Origin of the sequence: Fusibacter ferrireducens, from assembly GCF_015352425.1 — a bacterium.
Lineage (GTDB): Bacteria > Bacillota > Clostridia > Peptostreptococcales > Acidaminobacteraceae > Fusibacter_A > Fusibacter_A ferrireducens.
This window is the reverse complement of sequence record NZ_JADKNH010000003.1, coordinates 379,665-397,661: the sequence shown is the minus strand read 5'-3', so window position 1 is coordinate 397,661 and position 17,997 is coordinate 379,665. Positions and strand designations below refer to the sequence as shown.

Genomic DNA, 17,997 nt, shown 5'->3' with positions numbered 1-17,997 from the left:
TACCTATTTTCGACTCTTATTATAGTCTAATAAAACATTGACATATGATTTTATCCCATTTAACAATACGGTTTCATCAAAGTTGAACTTTGAATTGTGAAGCGGAAATGTATAACCTTTCTCTGCATTATAAGTTCCTACAAAATAAAAGAGGCCCGGAACTGCTTCTTGGTAGAAAGCAAAGTCTTCGCTGATCATTTGTTCTTCTAGTACCACGCACTGATCGGCACCCTGTATTCTAACGAATTGTTCAAATAGTCTATTGTCATTGATTACAGGTGGATACAAGTCTCTTATCTCTATCTTATAATCTAAATCATATGCGATTTTATAGCCTTCTAGTATTTCCACGATCCTCTTTTTTAAGAGTTCATAAACGGCTTTATCAAAAGCTCTCAAAGTGCCTTCAAGGCGCGCAGAACCCGAAATGATATTTCTTCTCTCACCAGATTCTAATCGGCCAATTGTAAGCACACTGGATTTGATAGGCGATACGTTTCGAGAGACAATAGATTGCAGTGCACTGATGAGCTGTGCCGCGATTACAATGGCATCTATTCCTTGATGCGGTTGTGCCCCGTGGGCGCTTTTGGTGATGATATCAATATCCAATTCACCTGTCATAGCCATCATAGCGCCGCTCTTAAGGCCAAATTTCCCCTCTGGTACAACTGGGTATAAGTGAATGCCATAGATTTCATCCACGTGATATTTTTTAAGATACCCACCTTTTACAATGGGGGAAGCTCCTCCTGGACCTTCTTCTGCCGGTTGAAAAATCAATAAAATATTGTCTAAAACATCATTTGAATTTTCAGAAAGCCACTTTGCAAATCCAAGCATCATCGCCATATGACCATCATGACCGCAGGCGTGCATATAGCCCTTATGCTCTGAGTGAACGCTACACGAACTCTCTTCCGTTACAGGGAGTCCATCCATATCGGTTCTGAAAGCAAGCGTTCTTTTGGGATCACGCCCTTTGATGTAAGCAAGGATCCCAGTTCCAAAAACGATTTCAAAATCAATATTCAATGATTTTAAAACGGTTTGAAGATATTGACTTGTCTTATGCTCCTCAAATCCATTCTCGGGAATTTTATGTAGTTCTCTTCTAAATTCTATGACGTCTGACGCCAGTTGGTCTAATTGCATTTTTCACCTCATCAAATCATTTCGTACAAAATCATGTCAAATCATTCCTAAAAATTCTAGTTTTGCTGTTGACGCGAGATAGACGTAATGTTAGTATATATATAATTATTTTGTAAAGTCTAGTTTTTTCAATGTTTTCACATCATTTATGATAATAGACTTTAATTTTCGTCGTCATTATATTTTATAATATATACGACCAGTATTCAATAGGGGGTGTATCCATGAAGAAGATTAATTTAGCTGTTGTTGGTGCCACAGGCATGGTGGGACGAACTTTTCTAAAAGTACTTGAGGAAAGAGATTTTCCATATGAAAATCTATATTGCTTCTCTTCAAAGAGATCAGCTGGAACAACAGTAACTGTAAAGGGAAAAGATTATGTCGTCCAGGAACTGACAGAATCCTCTTTCGATCAAGATATTGATATCGCTTTATTTTCTGCTGGCGGTGATATCAGTTTAAAATTTGCACCAATCGCTGCCAGTAAAGGTGTCATCGTCATTGACAATTCAAGTGCATGGCGTATGGACCCAGAAGTACCTCTTGTCGTACCAGAAGTGAATCCAGAGGCACTTAAAAATCACAAAAACATTATTGCCAATCCAAACTGCTCAACCATTCAAGCAGTGGTCGCTTTAAAACCTTTATATGATCAATATGGCATTAAACGCATTGTCTATTCCACGTATCAAGCGGTTTCAGGCTCTGGTGTCAAAGGCATGAAGGATTTAGAAGAAGGATTGAAGGGCAATGATATCATGGGATGTTACGCACATCCAATTGCACAAAATTGTCTGCCACATATTGATGTATTCTTAGAAAATGGCTATACCAAAGAAGAAATGAAAATGGTCAATGAAACCAAAAAAATCTTAAGTGACGATACGCTTAAAATTACAGCAACTGCGGTTAGAGTGCCCGTTTTTTATAGCCATAGCGAGTCTATTAATGTGGAGCTTTGTAAGCCGTTTGAAATTGCGGACATCTTTGAGCTGATGAAAAACGCTGAAGGGCTCATCCTTCAAGATGATGTTGCAAACAACGTTTATCCCCTTGCAAAGGTGGCTGCTGATACAGATCCCGTTTATGTTGGTAGGATTCGAAGAGATGAAAGTGTCAATAATGGCTTGAATCTTTGGGTCGTAGCTGATAATATAAGAAAAGGAGCAGCAACAAATACCATTCAAATTGCTGAAACGCTCATAAAAATGATGTAGAGGTATGATTTATGGAATTATTTATTGGGTCAGGTGTTGCTATTGTTACACCATTAAATGACCATGGGATTGATTTCGAAGCCTTAAAAGGGCTAATCGAATGGCATATCCTTAATAATACCGATGCAATCATTGTTAGTGGCACTACTGGAGAAGCCGCAACTCTATCGGATGAAGAAAAAAAATCACTTTATGAATTCACAGTAAAAACAGTGGCTGGCCGAGTACCTGTCATTGCAGGTACGGGCTCAAATGATACTAAAAAAGCAATTCAGCTCAGTGTTATGGCTGAAAAAGCAGGCGTTCAAGGGCTACTTGTTGTATCACCTTATTACAACAAAGGCACCGCAAAAGGTATGATTGCTCACTTTGAAGCGATTGCCAATGCGGTAAGCACCCCTATTATTATCTATAATGTACCCTCTAGAACAACTGTCAATTTAACCCCCAGCACGATTAAGGCGCTTTCTGCACATAAAAATATTGTGGGCATAAAGGAAGCAAGTGCTGATATTTCTCAAATTGCTGAACTGGCAAGCCTTTTACCAGAAGATTTTGCTCTCTATGCAGGTAATGATGATCATATTGTCCCTATTCTTTCTCTTGGAGGGAAAGGCGTTATCTCAACTGTTGCAAATATCTTGCCCAAAGAAACACATGACTTAGTCAAGGCTTACATGTCTGGTGACTTGAAATTGGCCCGTGAAATTCAATTTAGGATTAATCCGCTTGTGAGAACCCTTTTCATTGAAACAAATCCGATTCCAGTAAAAACTGCTCTAAACTTAATGGGTATGAATGCAGGACTTCTGAGATTACCTTTAACGGAAATGGATGAAGGACATAAAGAGCAACTCATTTCAATTTTAAATGCGTATCATTTACTTTAAAATGATCAAAAGCTTATTCGAGACAGGGGGAAGTTTCTCTGTCTCTTTTTTATGTTCTGTTTTCATTTACGATTAGAGTGTTTGTCAAAAGTAAGTTACTATCTATTCATGTGCTAAAGACCCATTATTTTAGAAAGTATTAACAATGATTAATCAAAATCGGTTATACTATGATTAACCGTTATTTACAAAGGAGGTCATTCAGATTCGAATTCTTTTAGCTGGCGCAAATGGCGCCATGGGACGCAATGTAATTGAAGTATTAGAAAATCACAGTACCTTAAAAGTGGTTGCAGGAGTGGATAGACTTTCTGAAAGCACTGCCCCTTTCCCTATTTTTGAGACAATTGAAGCTTGTGATGTCGCTGTGGACTGTATCATTGATTTTTCACATTATTCTGTGGTACCAAGCTTAATTCAATATGCTATGGAGCATAGAACACCTATCGTCATTTGTACAACTGGATTAACAGATGAAACTGAAAAACACATCATTGAAGCCTCTAAGGTTATTCCTGTTTTTAGATCTGGCAATATGTCATTGGGCATCAATTTATTAATTGCACTTGCAAAAAAAGCGGCAACGCTTTTAGAAGATGATTTTGATATTGAGATCATTGAAAAACATCATAATAGAAAGGTGGATGCCCCAAGCGGTACTGCTAAAATGATTGCAGAGGGTATTAATGATGTGATAAAATCACCTAAGACACTTCTATATGGGAGACATGGCAATGAAACCAAGCGGTCCACAAACGAAATGACAATTCACGCGGTTAGAGGTGGCACGATTGTAGGTGAGCACGATGTTTTATTCGCTGGCATAGATGAAGTCATCACGATTTCTCATAGTGCTCAAAGTAAAAAAGTGTTCGCTAAAGGTGCTGTTAATGCAGCCCTATTTTTGGAATCGCAAAAACCTGGTTTATATGATATGAACCATATTTTCAGCAACATATAATAAGATATAAGAAAGGATATACAATGACACAATACGATATGACGAATCCTTATGAAATTGCCAAATTCATAAAAGATGCTCAAAAAACAACGCCTGTTAAAGCTTATATTAAAGGCGTACTCGACAATATTGATTTTCCAGTGAAAATTTTTGGAGATTCCAGTTTACAAGTGGTATTTGGTGAATCTAAAAATGTACTGGCTTTAATTGAGGCAAACCAAACAAACATTGAATTCTATGAACTTGAAAACGATCGCAGAAACTCTGCAATTCCAATGCTTGATATTAAAGCTGTAAATGCGAGGATTGAACCAGGTGCGATTATTAGAGATCGTGTTAAAATTGGGGATCAAGCGGTTATCATGATGGGCGCTGTCATTAACATTGGCAGCGAAATTGGAAATGGCACTATGATTGACATGAATGCAGTCCTTGGCGCACGTGCAACGATTGGCGCTAACTGTCACGTTGGTGCAGGTGCCGTTATTGCAGGCGTTTTAGAACCCCCTAGTGCAACACCCGTTATCTTGGAAGATGATGTCCTCATAGGCGCCAATGCAGTGGTTCTTGAAGGGGTTAGAATTGGAAAAGGCGCAGTTGTTGCTGCTGGATCAATTGTGACAAAAGATGTCGCTCCTGGGATGGTGGTTGCTGGGTCACCTGCTAGAGTCGTTAAAGAAAAAGATGCCAATACGGAAGAAAAGACCAAGTTATTGGATGATCTTCGCAAGTAAAGCATGACATCATATAGGTAAACGATAAAAGAGCTATGCCGATCACTTAAAAGTTTTCAGCATAGCTCTTTGTTTATCAGTCTACAAATGCAAAGACGTGATCTATATTTCTGAAATAATCACCATAGTTAAGACCATAACCTACAATAAATTTATCAGGAATTTCGAAACCTACATAGTCCGGTTGATAAGTTGTTTTTCTTCTAGAAGGTTTATCTAATAACACACAAGATTTAATACTTTTTGGATTGCGTTGACTTAAAATGTCAATGACACCTGTCATCGTCAATGCAGAATCCGTAATATCATCCACAACAAGCACATCATACGCTTCTAAATCTACATTTATATCTTGAACCACTTTAAGTTTCCCCGTTGTCTCTTCACCATGATCATAACTCGATGTGGTCATAAATTCAATTCTCACAGGTAAATCAATCTTTCTAACAAGATCCGCTGTAAATATAAAGCTCCCCTTTAAAAGCGAAATCACCAATAACTGCTTGTTTTCATATGCTTTCGTGAGTTCAGCTCCAAGTTCAGAAACGCGATTTTCAATAGCTTCCTTCGATAATAATATTTCACGTCTCTTATTTTCAATACTCATTTAGTACCTCCCAGACTTTTCAATTATAAACACTATTTTATACCAGCAAGCTATTTTTTTCAAGTTTGTATGTCCACTATATTTCATTATATTTATTTAAATTCTGATTCCGTTAAATATCTTTGCATAAGGTTCACTGAGAAGAATCCACTTAATGCTTATATTGGACCCTCTCAGTATCTTTTACCGCATGAGCGGATTTATACAACATTTGAGCCATCTCCCGATGCCTCAAAACGATTTTCGCTGACGCTGTTTGAGGGTGAACATCCCTCAGCACAGCTTTCGGCTCAAATCTTGCATACAACAACATTTGTGTCATCTCTGATGCCCACAAAACGATTTTCGCTGACGCTGTTTGAGGGTGAACATTCCTCGGCACAGCTTTCGGCTCAAATCTTGCATACAACAACATTTGTGTCATCTCTGATGCCCCAAAACGATTTTCGCTGACGCTGTTTGAGGGTGAACATTCCTCGGCACAGCTTTCGGCTCAAATCTTGCATACAACAACATTTGTGTCATCTCCGATGCCCAAAACGATTTTCGCTGACGCTGTTTGAGGGTGAACATCCCTCAGCACAGCTTTCGGCTCAAATCTTGTTGTTTTAATAAAATACCAGCCAAAATAACGTGGAAGCGTCATGGCTGGTATCTTTATATGCTATACCTTGTGAGTAGGTTAGACATCTTAAGTTTCACGCATAATTCGATTCATAATTCGATTCACAACGGGAATCACCGCCATAGAGGATGGCACTGCTATCATATATCCCATCACAAATGATTTGAACCAAAGTAGTAAAAAATCATTTGATAAACCATTTGTCATTAAAGTCATAAAAAACGAAATTGAAAGCGAAATACCAAAAGATGCTAAAAGATTATAGATGACAAATTGTGCTACTTTGCTCACTTTCATGTCCATTCCCTTCATAATCTGATTTTGCTTTACAGAGTTATTCTCTGCCACAACTTGATCATAGTCGTTTTTATGGATCACTACAATTGATCGCGATCTCATTACTCTATCTAAGATTATACCTAAGAAAAAAGCAAGATCAAATTTTTTGTAGATATTCTCCAAAAAATTGAGCTTGCCTTTTAATTTATAATGAATTTTTCAACTATTCTATTTTATTTTTGTGGACACGATTTAATTTTCTATTAATATCTTTTAAGTTTAAAAGAATCTGATTGAGCGTATACTGGATCGAAATTAAAATCACAAAGAAAAAAATAATCGCAATAATATCAAATTTCAAAAGGAACCTCCTTATCGCTAATTGGATTCGAGTTCATAAAAGTAAAGTTCTCTTTCCCCTACTTTATTGGCATCTATTTGATCGCTATATTTTGCTGGAACTGAAATTCTTCCTGGATCACCATCACTGATAAATCGTTTGGAAGGTGACTTTAAGTAGTTGTCCAGCCACCATGTCAATTGCATTTCTCCATCACCGCTTTGAACTCTATAGACATACCTGTAATTGTGTTTGACATGATATGTTGGATAGTCAGGCTTCCACCCTACCGCGAGGATTGCCTTATTTTCATAATTATAATGCTCATATTGACCGGAATCAATATAGGCTCTGAGATTGTCGTCATCTGGACGCTTCCCATAGGGCAATGCCAAAGTATTCATGAGGATTTCTGGATTTAGTTCATGATATAAAGCGGCATTTTTTCCTAGTGCAGTTTGAATGCCTTCAGCATTAAGCGTAGACAAATCTTCATGCGAGAAAGTATGATTGCCTATTTCGTAACCGTTTTCAAGCAAATAAGTTATCTTCTGATCTAAATATTCTGCTTGACCAAATGCATTGCCATAATTAAGATAAAATATCGCATTTCTACCAAATCCGGGATGTGTTTTAGAAAATTCATCCATTATGCCCACAACACAATCTGGATCAATAACCAATTTGCCATCATCTTCAATATATTTAAAATTACTGATATGACCATCATCGAAAGTCAACACAACTGGCGTATAGCCCGCTTCAGTGGTTATATTATTTTCAATATAATCTTTCATGGATAGGGTTCTAAATCCCATGTCATATAATCTCTCCAAATCCTGTTTAAAACTTTCAACCGTCCTACCATAGTCCGTATTTTTTTCACCTAAATTATGGTACATTATCAACATGATTTCCTTGCTCTCATCTGGTTTAATCATTTGATAATCCAGTTCATTGGCAGTTGTTTTTACGGTTTCTGCTTCAGTGGCATCAGCCCAATCTGTTTTATCCGTTTGAGATGTTTGAGCTGTTTGAGTTGTCTGCTCCGCCTCAGTATCCTCTATATGATTTTCCGTTCCCTCAGGCGCGGTTGGCGTCTCCGTAGGTGAAGTGACATCGGATTCAGAATGCGCCTGAATCGGTTCATCTGAATTCACCTTTAAGCCAGTTGAAGCAGCACAGCCAGCCAATATAGATGCTGCTAAAATAATCATTACTAAAAATTTGCCAATTGATTTCATATTACCTCCTAGATGTCCTTAATTTATCGTCTCATCTATATTATATAATGAAACATTCGTTATATAAACGTTTTTTGTTTTGATATACGCTTATTTTGTGCTATACTAATTTTTGTAACATCATTTTAGGAGGCAGGCTTTGCTTAACCAAACATCAGATCAACAGTTAAAATTTAAGATTATTATTTTATATACTATAAACCAATTTTCTGTTCCGCTCACCAATCAACAACTGACGGATTTCATCTTAGAACATGATATCATGAACTATTTTGATTTGCAGCAATTTCTAACAGATTTAGTAGAATCATCAATGTTGGAATACAGTACGAGCGAAGGAGAAAACTACTATATTATCACTGAAAGTGGCAGAAATACGCTTGAGCTCTTTTCAGATAGAGTATCACAGTCCCTTCGAAGAAAAATTAATGACAGCGTAGATTCTAAAAAAAAATCATTTGTGATTAAAACAAATGTCACGGCGGATTACTTTAAAGAGGATGATAATGACTATGTGGTCAATCTTGTTGTTAAAGAAGGCATCTATACTTTAATGGACATCAAAGTAAATGTCGTTTCAAATAAAATTGCCAAACAGATATGTGAAAATTGGGAAAAGAAGGCTCAATATTTATATGGGGATATAATGAATCGCTTAGTGGATGATACAGAATAATCTGTATCATTTTTTTGATTAAAACAACAAGATTTGAGCCGAAAGCTGTGCTGAGGAATGTTCAACCTCAAACAGCGTCAGCGAAAATCGTTTTGAGGCATCGAAAGATGACTCAAATGTTGTTTAACGTTCGCATGAAACTTATGGTAAAATAGAACATAAGATAAAATAAAATATACCATTTTACATTCAATACAGCACATCCAATTGGAGGTCTATATGACATTTAAAAAGCAAATCATGAGCTTAATTTTTTTGAGCTTACTTCTATGTGTACAACTGCCAGCCTATGCTCAAATTGAAACGGTCAAAATAAACTTACCACAGTTCCCTATTACCATTAATGGTCTTGAAATAGAAAATAACCGTCTTGAATACCCTATGATTGTATACAATGATATCACTTATTTCCCAATGACTTATCAATTTTCAAATGGACTTGGTCTCAATACTCATTTTGATGTTCATGAGGGTTTTTCCATTGCTTATGCCGCTGCTAATTCAAATCCATTTACGGTGAGCTACCTTGACTTTGCGCCTTTAAAAAGAGATTTGTATGCAACACTGCCCTCATATCCCATCGAGGTTAATAATGTAATGATTCAAAATGAAAATGAGATCTACCCACTTTTAACCTACAAGGAGATCACCTATTTCCCAATGACTTGGCGTTTTGCCGTTGAAGATTTTGGATGGCAATATACCTTTGATATGCATAAGGGACTTGAAATAAAAGTTGCCAATTCTGCTAGCCCAGATCCAAAAGAAACAGTTGCAGATACCACACAGGAGGCAGCACCAATACTTCCAAACTCCAATGTTATACTCAACGCCTTGGATGATTCGGTTCCTTTGCCTGAATCCTATTCTACCTATCGTATTTTAAGAGATGACGGCAAATCCTTTTTCCAAAGAAATCAAGGTAATTCAAGTACCTGTTGGGCATTTGCTGCTAATACACTCTTCGAACTTTCATTGGCTAAACAAAAACAGGTCTATCTTGATTTATCAGAAGATCATCTGATTCTAAACACGCCTTTTAAAGTGAATTATGACTCTGGTGGCAACATGGAAGTTGCTTACCCCTATTATAACAACTGGACAGGCCCTGTTGTCGATCCAGAAGATACCTTTGGCGATGGCAAAACAAATACTGATTTGAAACCAGATTACATCATGACAGACTATGTCACCATTGAAAATAGTGTAAGCACAATTAAACGCGCCGTTTATGAGTATGGTGCCGTCTTCACTGCTATTGGCTATGATGATTCAAAAAAATACTACAGCAATACCACTTATGGATTTTACAATAACAATTACTATTCTGATCCCACACACGCAATTGTCATCGTTGGCTGGGATGATCACTATTCTAAATTAAACTTCCTTGTACCACCCAAAAGTAATGGTGCTTTCATCGTTCAAAACAGTTGGGGTGATGACTGGGGTGAAAATGGTTTCTTCTATGTTTCCTATGAAGATGTCCACATTAGCGAAAAAGCAACAGCCATAGCCGCTATTTCTAACCGCAAAGAAAATCAAAAACAATACTACTATGACGAAACTGGTACCAATAGATTAGAAGGTTACTCTGACCACTACCAAGCCACAGGTTTAAATGTATTTAATTCTAGTCCTGCTAAAGAAAGTGATTCAGAATATATCACTACTATTGGATTTTACACGAGTTTTAAAGACTCTAAATTTAAAATTTCCTATGCGGACAGCTCTGTGCCTGAATCTGGCTTTTTAGACCTTACTGAAATTGCATCCGGCGTTGCCAAACTTCCTGGTTATCATACCATAAAATTAGAGCACCCTATAAAATTAACGCCAGATCACCCCTTTTCAATAGCCGTTACGTACGAAAATGATGATTCGATCTTCCTGTTACCTCTTGAAGGTCCCTACCCTGGAATAGACTATACAGTTACAGGCAACCTCAATGAGAGCTATATATCACCTAATCCAGATCATGATGGTTTTGAGGATATTGGAATTGATCACCCTGAATCCAATGTGTGTATTCGCGTGATTACTGAATTTAAGTAGTACATGATCTTAATTTTTTATTTGTATGTGTCATTTATAAAAAAGCAACCTGCACTATTTTACTTTGCAGGTTGCCTTTTTTTACATCTATTCAATTTAATGATTTCCTTTGAGGATCTTCGTCCTGACTTCTCCAATCATATAGAGAGAACCAAAATAAATCATAATACCAAGTGATTCTTTGTGGGCTTCTGCGTAACGCACAGCATTTTCAATTTGATCATCCACATAGAGAATTTCCAAGTGTTCATATGCTCTCATTTTTTCTGCAAGGCGTTCAGCAGGCAATGCTCTTGGATTATTTGGACTCGTCACAATAACCCTATGAATATGAGGACAAATCTCAGCCAACATGCCATCTACATCTTTATCACCTAAAATACCTACTACAGCTGTTATCGGTTTCCCTTCAAATAATGTTTGAATAGCCACACTAAGGCCTTTTATGCCATGCAAATTATGAGCACCATCAATGATCGTCATGGGCTCTGCTCTAAGCACTTCCAATCGTCCCAACCATCTGGTTTCCCCAATGCCATTCACGAGCATCTCTTCATCCCACTTAAAGTTATAAATATTTTTTAACACCTTCAAAACTTCAATGGCGACAACAGCATTTTGCATTTGATAGGGCGCGATCATCTTGAGCACATATTGAATCCCTTCGTATTTAAAAGTAAGTCCACCGACTACATCTTCAATCATTTGAGCTTGTTCAACAGGCACAATTATGAGATCATTATTTCTTTCTTTACATATGCCCTGAATCACATTTATGGCCTCTAATGGCTGTGGATGACAAACCGTAATGCCATCTTTTTTAATGATGCCGCCTTTTACTTCTGCAATTTGCGCCAATGTCGTGCCCAAATATTCCGTATGATCTAGAGCCAAAGGCGTTATAACAGATACCAAAGGCGTATCAATCACATTTGTCGCATCTAAGTTCCCGCCTAAGCCCACTTCGAGAATGACAATATCACAGTGATGTCTTTTAAAGTATAGCATTGCAATTGCCGTAACCACTTCAAATTCTGAAGGATGGTTGCGGCCCTCTGCAACAATGGATTCAATGGTTACTTTTACTTCACTAACAAGCTCTGAAAGTTCGCTGTCCGAAATATAGCCCCCATCAATTCTCATGCGCTCATTGAAGGTTTCTATATAAGGCGATGTGTATAGACCTGTCTTATAACCTGCTTGAGATAAAACATTGGCTATAAAAGAGCAGGTTGACCCTTTGCCATTTGTACCTGCAACATGTACAAATTTAAGCTGCTTTTGAGGATGATCTAATTTTTCAAGTAAATAGCGAATATTATCAAGCCCTAATTTGATGCCAAATTTATGCGTCCCATGAATATAGGACAATGCTTCATCAATTGTCATTTCCATTTTTATGCCTCTGTTTCCAAAATAGTTTCTTCCATGAAGTTAAAGTTTCTTCGCAATCGCTTCAATACGCTCATTTACAGCGTTTAACATTTCTATAAATTTAAGCTGCTTGCCTTTTTCTTCCTCTATGAGCGCAGGCGGCGCTTTCTTTACAAAGCCTTCATTGGAAAGCTTTTTAGCAACTCTCTCTACCTCGGATTCAAGCTTGCTCTTTTCCTTTTTAAGACGCTCCATCTCCTTTTCAAAATCAATGAGATCCGCAAGGGGTAAAAACAATTCTGCACCATAAACCACTGTTGAAACCGCATCTTCAGGCACTTCTGATTTGGAATGGATTAATACTACTTCTGAACATGATGCAAGTGTCATCAAGTACTCTGCATTTTCAATCAATTGGCGACCTATCTCTACATCCGATGCCACAATCATGCATTTCGCTTTACGCGACGGTACCACATCCATTTCCGCCCTTACATTTCTAAGATTTTTAATAGCTTCCATGACAAGTTCCATTTGTTTTTCAGAATTCGCATCTAACCACTTTTGATCTTGAACTGGCCATTGATCCGTTACGAGTAATGACCCCGCTCCTGGCATGTGAGCCCAAATCTCTTCTGTTATAAATGGCATAAAAGGGTGTAGCAGTCTCAAAATATCTTTGAGCACTGTAATCAATACTTTTTGCACCGTTTGCTTCGCAGTCTGATCCTCGCCATAAAGTCTTTTCTTGGCAAGTTCTATATACCAATCGCAGTATTCATTCCATGTGAACTCATAAATTTTATTTGCAGCGAGACCAAGTTCGAATTTTTCAAGACTTGTTGTGATATCCTGAGTCACTGTATTCAATCTGGAAAGCATCCATTTATCTGCAAGCGTTAACTGCTCGTCACCTGTAAGCGCTAAGTCTTTTTCTTCAAGCCCCATAATGACAAATCTAGAAGCATTCCACAATTTATTCGCAAAGTTACGTGAGGATTCAACGCGTTCAATTTGAAATTTCAAATCATTTCCCGGGCTGTTACCTGTGGCAAGCATAAATCTAAGTGCATCTGCACCATATTGATCTATAATATCCAGTGGATCAACACCATTGCCAAGGGATTTACTCATTTTCCTACCCTGAGCATCTCTAACAAGACCATGAAGGAATACATGCTCAAAAGGCACTTCTCCCATCTCATCAAGTGCTGAGAAAACCATTCTGATAACCCAGAAGAAAATGATGTCATAACCTGTTACAAGGACATTTGTAGGATAAAAGTAATCCAATTCAGGTGTCTTATCCGGCCAACCCAATGTAGAGAATGGCCACAATGCAGAACTAAACCAAGTATCGAGGACATCTTCATCTTGTCTAAAGTGCGTCCCACCACATTTAGGACAAATATCTGGCATTTCAGCGGCAACAAACATTTCTGCGCAGGATTCACAATAGAAGGCTGGGATTCTATGGCCCCACCAAAGCTGTCTAGAGATACACCAATCCCTGATGTTCTCAAGCCAATGCATATATACTTTAGTGAATCGCTCTGGAACGATTTTCAAAATATTTTCTTTGACCACATCCATTGCCGGGCCTGCTAAAGGTGCCATTTTAACAAACCACTGATCAGATACTCTGGGTTCAATCACTGTGTTGCATCTATAACAAGTACCCACGTTGTGAGCATGATCTTTTATCATTACAAGATAGCCTTCTGCCTCTAAATCCTTAACGATTTCTTTTCGGCAAGCATAGCGATCCATGCCCTGATATTTTCCTGAATTTTCATTCATGGTTGCATCTTCATTAAAAATATTGATTTGCTCTAAATTATGTCTTATACCGATTTCAAAGTCATTTGGATCATGGGCAGGTGTGACTTTTAGAGCCCCTGTGCCAACTTCAAGATCAACATAATCATCCGCAATAATAGGTAATTCTCTCCCAACAAGTGGCAAAATGCAGGTTTTGCCAATGAGATGCTTATATCTTTCATCTTTTGGATTTACCGCAACCCCTGTGTCTGCAATCATTGTTTCTGGACGAGTCGTTGCAATTTCAAGCATTTCATCAGAGTCTTTAACACGATAATTAATATGATAAAAATGACCTGGTTTTTCTTCATGCTCAACTTCTGCATCAGATAATGTTGTCATACAATCTGGACACCAGTTAATCAACCGATTGCCTCTGTAAATGAGTCCCTTATTGTAAAGTCTTATAAAGACTTCTGTAACCGCTTTATTACACCCTTCATCCATTGTAAATCGCTCTTTATCCCAATCACATGATGAGCCTAACTTCTTCATTTGATTGACGATAATGCGACCATACTCATCACGCCATTCCCATGCACGTTTTAAGAATTCATCTCTCCCAAGCGCTTCTTTTGTAATACCTTCTTTTTCTTCTATACTTTTTAAGACCCTTACTTCAGTTGCAATACTTGCATGATCTGTGCCAGGTAACCACAGTGCCTCATAACCTTGGAGCCTTCTCCATCTGATTAAAACATCTTGAAGCGTCTGATCAAGGGCATGTCCCATATGAAGCTGCCCAGTGATATTAGGTGGCGGCAATACAATCGTATAGGGTTCCTTTTCAGGGTTTACCTTTGCCATAAAGCTTTTATTGTCTATCCACTCATCATAAATTCGATCTTCAAATTCTTTTGGATTGTATTTACTGTCCATATGCATTTCTCCTCCACAATTCTCTATTTTAATTTAACGATATCTTGCCATAATCACTTCATCTGCAAAAACACCGTTTTTCTTAATGGAATACTTCTTAAGTCCTTCTTTTTCAAAGCCGTGCTTTTCATAGAGCTTCATCGCTTTTTCGTTATCACTGAGCACCCCTAATTCAATGCGTTTAAGCATAAGCCAATCATCCGACAATTTTAAAATTTCAGTCATAAGTGCATTGCCAATGCCTTGCCCATGATAAGCTTCATGTACCATAATTCCGAGAGTTGCCGCATGATTCATCTTTGGATTATCAAAAACTTTTATGGAACAAATCCCTACTATGGTTTCACCTTTTTCTGCGACGAGAATGTAACCGGTGGCATCCTCAAGTGCCCTTGATAAAAACTGCTCTGTTCGCTTGACGGATTGATATGGCAATCCTAAGGTATTTTGAGCAACAGTCTCTTGCTTTCGAATTGCCACGATACCGTCAGCATCTTTCATTTCAACATGTCTGATCAATAAATCGCTCATCCCTAAACCTCCTTAGCTAGAAATGCTATTTTGACACAAAAAAAGCCACTCATCCCTTGAAAGGGACGAATGGACCGCGTTACCACCCTAATTTTATGACTTTCATCATAACTCTCAACAGATTTAACGATTCTCACCGGAAATTCTTACTCTTTTTTCAGAAAATCATCTCAAAAGCTACCTTCAACATTTGCCCTTTAAAGAACCTTACAGCCAGTGGATTCTCTTCTCTAGTAAGTGCACGATGTTTACTCCTCTTTTTCTCAGATATTAACACTATAAATATTTCTTATATAGATAACTCTTATTATAATGAAAACTAAATCCACTGTCAACTGTTACGAGGCGCTCTATTGTTCTTAAACGCTAATTCGCTTTTAATAGCGTTCTAACGCATTCTTAACTTTTTGGGCACATAATAGAGACATAAAGTTATTATGAATCCATAATTGATTTATGATATAGTTTATTTAAAGCTTATATTTTCTTAGGAGGGATTTCAGCATGAAAACACGCAACGGGTTTTTGGGACTTATCTTTATCATTTTAGGCGCTTTACTCATCTTTGATCATTATCACTTTATCCACTTTAGCATTTGGGAGCTTTGGCCTCTTATTATTTTATACATGGGCATTCAAGCAGAACGGAAGTATTTCAATGGCAGAGGTGGCTCTAAAAACCTTCTAACAGGTGCTACTTTAATTACTTATTCACTCATCTTTATGATTAGTAATTTTGCTTCTTGGAACTATTCCAGTCGAATTTGGCCACTATATATTATGGGACCGGGACTTGGATTTTTACAAATGTATTACTACGGTCACAGTCGCAAGTACAATTTTAAAATGGGCATTATTCTTGTAATCACCTCTAGTATTTTTCTAATTGATACAATCTTGAATATTCCATTTGATATGGCGCTTTACATTGGTCTTGTCCTCTTTGGACTCTATCTTATCACTAAAGATCGCGAGGATGATGATTTCGATGAAGCTTATGATGAAACATTTGATGAGCATTGCGATAAACAATACAGTGATGATGCTACCAGTTCAAAGTATTCAAAAAATACATGTCATTCAGATCGATTAAAAAAGTAAAGTCGTTTTAAACCACTAAAAAAACAATAAGACAACACATAAAAAAGGTCTATGTCAAATGATTAAAGTTAAATCATTTTGAGATAGACCTTTTAAGGCTCTTTTTATTTTACACCCGCTGCAATTCGAACTTGCTTTTGATGTCTTTCGTCAATCTTGTTAGTGGCATGCGTTCTGCTGTTTTTAAAATGCAGGTCACATACGCCAGCCATGCCATTATCACCAATTCTATCTAAAGTTGACGCCGCATGTGGCATTCCTGCAAGTGACCCAGCCACCACATGATCTAAGTAGTATACAAGAACCGGTCTCATCGTCCACTCATACTTGTAATTCCACAATTTCTTTATTTTCTCAGTATCTTCTTTCGTCAGAGGTTCTATATCCATATGATTATGACCATATGAAAAGAGTGCATTGATCTTAACACCTGTTTGATAATCCTCAATGACAATTTTAATTTTGCCTCGATAGTCTTCACCATATTTTGATTTTGCCATTGGCAAAACGTCTTTAAACCAATCTAAGTACTCACCATATCTCTGATTTCCTCTTGATACCACAGCTACATCACTCGTCAATATACCATAACGTCTAAAAATTGCGAAAGTTGAACTGCCAATGACGCCATCCGCTTCCAAACCATTTGCCGTTTGTAGCTTTTTAACTGCTTCAACGGTCTGATCGCCATAAAACGTCGTAAAATCACTTGTTTCAAGATACCCCATCATCTGAAGTGCGTTCTGAATAAGCGCCACATCACTGTTGTTATCGCCCTTTTTAAAAGAAGTCACTTGGACATTGCCTAAATAACTCAACGATTGAGGATCAATAGCATCTAAAACCACTGCATCTTCGATAGCAGCTTCGCTATCACTGTTATTCTCACTTGTCACTTCTTGTTGAATACTGTTTTTCACATATCCCAGAGCCGCAAATTTTTTAATTGTCGCTTCACCAACGATACCATCTACCGTCAGATCATATTTTTTTTGAAAATCTCTAACAGCACGCTCTGTCAAAGTTGCAAAATAAGTGGTTGGATGCTCTATCTCTAACAAGCCTTCTTGAATAAGTGCATACTGTATAAACTTGATTTCACTATTTTCATCTTCAAATTTGTATACCGGCTGAGATAAGAGTGGAAATAAATTTTTAGAAGCCATCTTATCAATTGTAGACTGTCCTACAATGCCATCTGCATCCAGATCATATTTTTTTTGAAATGCAATAACGGCCTTTTCTGTCTTGGGTCCAAATGTCGTCGTAAATTCACTTCCATCATAAGAACCATCCAGTGCGAGTGCAATCTGAATGAGCTTAACATCCTCAGAATCATCACCTTTTTTATAAGTGCTCTGACTCACTGGAATAACACTCTCCATAAAACTCACAGACAGAAGTGTAGAGAAGCATATCACCAACATCACTTGAATCCATATTTTTTTCGCCATAAATTTCCTCCGCAGAATTTCTACAATAATAAACCTTAAACGCCATGCACA

Annotated in this window: 16 protein-coding genes and 1 other annotated feature; of the genes, 7 read left to right on the top strand and 9 right to left on the bottom strand. The window is 37.5% G+C overall.

Translation table 11 applies throughout. From position 1 onward, the window contains the following. Positions 1-3: 3 nt before the first annotated feature. Entirely contained in the window at positions 4-1,155 is a 1,152-nt protein-coding gene (locus ISU02_RS06775) for a M20 metallopeptidase family protein (protein WP_194701050.1), read from the bottom strand. Positions 1,156-1,379: 224 nt separating this feature from the next. Here ISU02_RS06775 and ISU02_RS06770 point away from each other — a divergent pair, with 224 nt between their 5' ends. From ISU02_RS06770 to dapD, 4 genes are all read left to right on the top strand, one after another. After that, the gene (locus ISU02_RS06770; RefSeq protein WP_194701049.1) at positions 1,380-2,375 is read left to right on the top strand and encodes an aspartate-semialdehyde dehydrogenase; all 996 of its coding nucleotides are present in this window, start codon (positions 1,380-1,382) and stop codon (positions 2,373-2,375) included. 11 nt (positions 2,376-2,386) lie between these two features. After that, the gene (gene dapA, locus ISU02_RS06765) at positions 2,387-3,265 is read left to right on the top strand and encodes a 4-hydroxy-tetrahydrodipicolinate synthase (RefSeq protein ID WP_194701048.1); all 879 of its coding nucleotides are present in this window, start codon (positions 2,387-2,389) and stop codon (positions 3,263-3,265) included. A gap of 199 nt (positions 3,266-3,464) precedes the next feature. After that, positions 3,465-4,226, top strand: a complete 762-nt coding sequence (gene dapB, locus ISU02_RS06760) for a 4-hydroxy-tetrahydrodipicolinate reductase (RefSeq protein WP_323985022.1) — start codon at positions 3,465-3,467, stop codon at positions 4,224-4,226. A gap of 23 nt (positions 4,227-4,249) precedes the next feature. Then, positions 4,250-4,960: a 2,3,4,5-tetrahydropyridine-2,6-dicarboxylate N-acetyltransferase gene (gene dapD / locus ISU02_RS06755; protein WP_194701046.1), complete on the top strand. Its 711-nt coding sequence runs from the start codon at positions 4,250-4,252 to the stop codon at positions 4,958-4,960. A gap of 76 nt (positions 4,961-5,036) precedes the next feature. Here dapD and hpt read toward each other — a convergent pair whose 3' ends face one another. The 4 genes from hpt to ISU02_RS06735 all read right to left on the bottom strand — a co-directional run bounded on the left by hpt (position 5,037) and on the right by ISU02_RS06735 (position 8,055). After that, positions 5,037-5,561 (bottom strand): hypoxanthine phosphoribosyltransferase, encoded by a 525-nt coding sequence (gene hpt / locus ISU02_RS06750; protein ID WP_407646422.1) that lies wholly within the window; start codon positions 5,559-5,561, stop codon positions 5,037-5,039. Between the two features lie 157 nt (positions 5,562-5,718). Continuing rightward, entirely contained in the window at positions 5,719-5,991 is a 273-nt protein-coding gene (locus ISU02_RS23735; protein ID WP_207736211.1) for a hypothetical protein, read from the bottom strand. 267 nt (positions 5,992-6,258) lie between these two features. Beyond that, on the bottom strand, positions 6,259-6,591 hold the full coding sequence (locus ISU02_RS06740) for a DUF2798 domain-containing protein (RefSeq protein ID WP_194701043.1): 333 nt from the start codon (positions 6,589-6,591) through the stop codon (positions 6,259-6,261). Positions 6,592-6,849: 258 nt separating this feature from the next. Continuing rightward, on the bottom strand, positions 6,850-8,055 hold the full coding sequence (locus ISU02_RS06735; RefSeq protein WP_194701042.1) for a polysaccharide deacetylase family protein: 1,206 nt from the start codon (positions 8,053-8,055) through the stop codon (positions 6,850-6,852). A 139-nt stretch (positions 8,056-8,194) separates the two neighbouring features. Between ISU02_RS06735 and ISU02_RS06730 the strand changes: the two genes are divergently transcribed. After that, positions 8,195-8,731: a DUF4364 family protein gene (locus tag ISU02_RS06730; protein ID WP_194701041.1), complete on the top strand. Its 537-nt coding sequence runs from the start codon at positions 8,195-8,197 to the stop codon at positions 8,729-8,731. 219 nt (positions 8,732-8,950) lie between these two features. Further along, on the top strand, positions 8,951-10,786 hold the full coding sequence (locus ISU02_RS06725) for a C1 family peptidase (protein ID WP_194701040.1): 1,836 nt from the start codon (positions 8,951-8,953) through the stop codon (positions 10,784-10,786). A 96-nt stretch (positions 10,787-10,882) separates the two neighbouring features. On the opposite strand, the gene ISU02_RS06720 is transcribed toward ISU02_RS06725, so the two are convergent. From ISU02_RS06720 to ISU02_RS06710, 3 genes are read right to left on the bottom strand one after another with little or no spacing between them, the layout of a single operon-like run. Then, on the bottom strand, positions 10,883-12,181 hold the full coding sequence (locus ISU02_RS06720; RefSeq protein WP_194701039.1) for a bifunctional folylpolyglutamate synthase/dihydrofolate synthase: 1,299 nt from the start codon (positions 12,179-12,181) through the stop codon (positions 10,883-10,885). A 39-nt stretch (positions 12,182-12,220) separates the two neighbouring features. Then, on the bottom strand, positions 12,221-14,860 hold the full coding sequence (locus ISU02_RS06715; RefSeq protein WP_323985017.1) for a valine--tRNA ligase: 2,640 nt from the start codon (positions 14,858-14,860) through the stop codon (positions 12,221-12,223). 33 nt (positions 14,861-14,893) lie between these two features. Beyond that, a complete protein-coding gene (locus tag ISU02_RS06710) occupies positions 14,894-15,391 on the bottom strand; it encodes a GNAT family N-acetyltransferase (RefSeq protein WP_194701037.1) in 498 nt (165 codons plus the stop codon). 58 nt (positions 15,392-15,449) lie between these two features. After that, positions 15,450-15,665, bottom strand: a binding site (T-box leader). 230 nt (positions 15,666-15,895) lie between these two features. Between ISU02_RS06710 and ISU02_RS06705 the strand changes: the two genes are divergently transcribed. Then, positions 15,896-16,492: a LiaI-LiaF-like domain-containing protein gene (locus ISU02_RS06705; protein WP_194701036.1), complete on the top strand. Its 597-nt coding sequence runs from the start codon at positions 15,896-15,898 to the stop codon at positions 16,490-16,492. Positions 16,493-16,596: 104 nt separating this feature from the next. Here ISU02_RS06705 and ISU02_RS06700 read toward each other — a convergent pair whose 3' ends face one another. Next, positions 16,597-17,946 (bottom strand): peptidoglycan-binding domain-containing protein, encoded by a 1,350-nt coding sequence (locus tag ISU02_RS06700; RefSeq protein ID WP_194701035.1) that lies wholly within the window; start codon positions 17,944-17,946, stop codon positions 16,597-16,599. Positions 17,947-17,997 lie beyond the last annotated feature (51 nt).